The sequence below is a fragment of the Mesorhizobium sp. M7A.F.Ca.AU.001.01.1.1 genome, assembly GCF_004022735.1.
Lineage (GTDB): Bacteria > Pseudomonadota > Alphaproteobacteria > Rhizobiales > Rhizobiaceae > Mesorhizobium > Mesorhizobium ciceri.
The window spans coordinates 1-1527 of the sequence record NZ_RZPF01001044.1 but is presented as its reverse complement, the minus strand read 5'-3'; the positions used below and the strand labels follow the sequence as shown (position 1 = coordinate 1527).

Here is a 1527-nt window from a genome sequence, read left to right as displayed (position 1 = left end):
TCTCGCGCATGACCGAGCGCACGTCGGCGAAATCGAGATTGATCAGACCTTCCTTGACCATCAGGTCGGTGATGCAGGCGACACCGGAATAGAGCACCTGGTCGGCCATGGCGAAGGCATCGGCGAAGGTGGTCTTGTCATTGGCCAGCCGGAACAGGTTCTGGTTGGGGATGACGATCAGCGTATCGACGCATTTCTGCAATTCCTCGATGCCGAAGTCCGCGGTCTTCATGCGGCGCTGGCCTTCGAAGTGGAACGGCTTGGTGACGACGCCGACGGTGAGGATGCCCTTTTCGCGCGCTGCGCGGGCAACGACGGGAGCAGCACCGGTGCCGGTGCCGCCGCCCATACCGGCTGTCACGAAGCACATATGGGTGTTGGTCAGGTGATCGAGGATTTCATCGATGCACTCTTCCGCCGCCGCACGGCCGACTTCCGGCTGCGATCCCGCACCGAGCCCCTCGGTGACGTGAGCGCCGAGCTGGATCAGGCGGCCTGCCTTCGACATGGTCAGCGCCTGCGCGTCGGTGTTGGCCACCACGAACTCGACGCCGCGCAAACCGGCGGTGATCATGTTGTTGACGGCATTGCCGCCGCCGCCGCCGACACCGAACACGGTGATGCGCGGCTTAAGCTCGGTGATGTCCGGCTTTTGCAGATTGATGGTCATTGTCTCCGTCCTTTGCCTTTCACGCCGCTTCGCCGCCGCGGCCGCCTATGGGGCTGTCCCCGTCAATTTTAGAAACTGTCTCTCAACCACTGACTCATGCGATGCAGTTTTCCGCCCGTTCCGGTCATTTTGAGACCGGAAATTCCTTTCGCCGGATGGCTCTCGAAGCTCGCCATCTGCGGGTAGATCAGAAGCCCCACCGCGGCCGAGAAGGCCGGCCCCTTCGCCGCTTCCGGCAGGCCGGCCACGCCGAGCGGGCGGCCGATGCGCACATTTCGTCCCAGAATGCGGCGCGCCGCCTCCGGCAGGCCGGCAAGCTGGCTGGCGCCGCCGGTAAGAACCACACGCTTGCCCACTGCATTGCCATAGCCGGACTTGTTCAGCCGGTCGCGCAGCAGTTCGAGCGTCTCGTCGATGCGGGCGCGCACGATGCGCGTCATCACCGAGCGCGGGATCTGCAAGGGCACGTCGCCATCGTCACCGATCGGCTGGATCGAGACCAGGTCGCGATCGTCGGCGCTGCCGGGCAGCGCCGAACCATGCATCACCTTCAGCCGTTCGGCGGCATCAAGCGAGGTCGACAGCCCCTTGGCCATGTCCAGCGTGACATGGTTGCCGCCGATGGCGATGGCGTCGCCATGGACGAACTTGCCTTCCGAAAACACCGAGATCGTCGTCGTGCCGCCGCCCATGTCGATGCAGGCCGCACCCATTTCCAGCTCGTCGTCGACCAGCGCCGCCAGCCCGCTGGCATAGGGCGTCGCCACCATGCGCTCGACCGACAGATGCGAACGGTTGATGGACAGCTCCAGATTGCGCATCGGCGCGGCGTCGCCGGTCAGCACATGCATGTCGAC

The 1527-nt window shown here is 64.6% G+C and carries 2 protein-coding genes; both read right to left on the bottom strand.

Features of this window, described 5'->3' with window-relative positions; all coding sequences use genetic code 11:
* On the bottom strand, positions 1-670 hold a 670-nt coding region (gene ftsZ / locus EN884_RS35560), incomplete at its 3' end, for a cell division protein FtsZ (RefSeq protein WP_128361109.1).
* Between the two features lie 68 nt (positions 671-738).
* A partial coding sequence (ftsA, locus tag EN884_RS35555; protein ID WP_128361108.1) for a cell division protein FtsA occupies positions 739-1527 on the bottom strand: 789 nt, incomplete at its 5' end.